This is a genomic window from Candidatus Cloacimonadota bacterium (genome assembly GCA_012522635.1).
Taxonomy (GTDB): Bacteria; Cloacimonadota; Cloacimonadia; order Cloacimonadales; family Cloacimonadaceae; genus Syntrophosphaera.
Genome location: JAAYKA010000025.1, coordinates 1 through 2,409, shown reverse-complemented (window position 1 = coordinate 2,409; position 2,409 = coordinate 1). Strand labels below are relative to the sequence as shown.

The following is a 2,409-nucleotide window of genomic DNA, read 5'->3' as shown; positions in this document are numbered from 1 at the left end:
TGGTTACGATGCCGTCTTCCAAGGGTTGGCGCATCACTTCCAACACGCCGCGCTTGAATTCGGGCAGTTCATCCAGAAAAAGCACGCCAAAATGAGCCAGGGAAACCTCTCCGGGACGCGGAAAAGTTCCGCCGCCGATGAGTCCGTTTTCAGAGCAGGAATGGTGTGGCGCCCTGAAAGGGCGGGTGGTGAGGATGCCATTGCGGAAGTTTTTAGAAAACCCAGCCACGGAGTGGATTTTGGTGGTTTCCAAAGCCTCGTTGAGGGAAAGTTCGGGCAAAATGGTGGGAATGCGGCGCGCCAGCATGGTTTTTCCTGAGCCGGGAGGGCCGATCATGAGAAGGTTGTGCCCACCCGCGGCGGAGACTTCCAAAGCGCGTTTCACCTGAAATTGGCCTTTCACGTCCCGCATATCCAGCGGAAAATCGTTCAAGACGGAAAAGATTTGTTCTTTATCCACTTGGGCGGGTTTGATGTGGTTTTCGCCGCACAGGTAGGTGACAGCTTCGCGCAGAGTGCCAACGGGAATCACATCCAAACCTTCGATTATGGCTGCTTCGCGCGCGTTTTCTGAGGGCAAAACGAGGGTGGTCAAACCATCCCGTTTCGCAGCCAAAGCCATTGGCAATACGCCTTTTACGGGTCGGAGATCGCCATTTAGGGAAAGCTCGCCAACCAGGGCGGTTTTGCGCAGATATTCCACAGAGAGTTGCCCGATGCTCTGCAGCACAGCGATGGCGATGGGTAAATCCAGCGCGGCGCTGTCTTTTTTGATGTCCGCGGGGGCAAGATTGATGGTGAAGCGCTTGATGGCGGCGTCGAAGCCAGAGTTTTCCAAGGCGGCGAAGATGCGATCCTTGCTTTCTTTAACCGCCGTGCTTGCCATGCCCACAATGCTGGCAAAGAAAACTTGGTTCGCGCTGTCGCATTCCACGGTGAGCTTTTGACCGTCGATGCCAATCGTGGTGTAGGTATTAACGATTCCAACCATTACATTTCCTTAGGGTTTTGGGTACTCTGATTCCGTTTTTATGGGTTTCAGGATTAATAAAACCATTTATGCAAAATGGCTTTGGGTGTCAAACACAATATTTTTGGGAAGGGATATTTGGCTTGATTCAGGGATGGAAAACAACGGCGGAAAGCTGTTTGCGAAAGACTTTCGTGGCACCTGAAGCCCGGGATTCCCATAGAATATAATAGCGTCCACGGGGAGCCGGTTTTCCGTTTGAAAATCTGCCATCCCAAATCAAGGCACCTTCCCCTGGGAGGTTGTTTTGATCCGCCAAAATGTGAACCAGACGCCCGCTTTGATCATAGATTTTGCAATTCACCTTGTTTTGGTCGCTTTCCAGTTTGTAGGAAACGATGATGCTTCCACCCGCGAGAGGGTTGCAAGGGCTTCCGGACACGTTGATGCCATGCGCAAGATCAGGCGGGACAGCGGGTTGGCTGTTCTTACGCCCCGGGGTTGAGCCTGAGGGATCCAGCGAAACGCGCCAGAGTTGGGGATTATCGGTGGCTCGCTCCAAGGATTTTCCCCTGTGGGAAGAGGAACCGACATAGCTCATGGAATCCAGGATATTGTCTTCCCCATCAAGCAGATAAAGGTCATCGCCATCGTTGTTCAAAGCCGCCCAACCCTGGGTGCCGATGATGACATCCTGGGGACAGTCAGGATATTCCAAGGCAAGGAGTTCCGGCTGCGGACAGATGACGAAATATCCGATTTTTGGCGGCAAAGTGAATCTTGCTGTGTTGCCCGCCCTGTCGCGAAACTTGTATTGGCTCCGGATGGGATGAAGCGGGATAAAAATTTCCACCCATTCCTGCAGCCCCTGCTGGGGATAATACATCACTTCATTGAGAGTCAGAAGTCCCACATCATCAGGATTAAGGTGGAAAACAAGGTGGTTGTTTTCTTCGTTCGGGTCGTTCGGAAGTTCCAGCGTGCTGTATATTGCATGGTTTACTCCACTGCTTGAGGGAAAGACGGCCTCAAAATTCAGGGAATCTCCCGGCGGCAGGGAGGGCACACTGTGGGATGCAACAAGAAGACCATCCACATAGATCTGAAGTTCAGCCGGGATGGGAGTTTGCAGGTCCGAAACGTTTTTCACCCACAGTTCAAAATTCCAGCTGTTGTCATCCATCCAAAGCCTGGGATGAAGCAGGGCATAATCCGCTTGCACACGGTTTGGCAGCCCGGGTGTGGGATTTGGTTCGCCGATAAAGTCCAGCGCGCAGTTGTCTGTATCCAAGCCATCCATGCGGCGCGCCAAAGACCATCCCTCCGGCGGATTCGGGGCAAAAGAAACACCCGGATATCCGCTGTCATCTGGAAGCATATTGAGATTGGGCTGGTCATAAAGCACTGTGTCCGTATAAGTTCCATCGGGAGAAACATAG

2 protein-coding genes are annotated in these 2,409 nt (G+C 52.6%); both read right to left on the bottom strand.

The window, feature by feature from the left end:
* The coding region (locus GX135_01690) for a YifB family Mg chelatase-like AAA ATPase (GenBank protein NLN84799.1) at window positions 1-991 on the bottom strand (991 nt) is incomplete at its 3' end.
* A 127-nt stretch (window positions 992-1,118) separates the two neighbouring features.
* Window positions 1,119-2,409 (bottom strand): hypothetical protein (locus GX135_01685; GenBank protein NLN84798.1); only part of this gene is annotated, 1,291 nt, incomplete at its 5' end.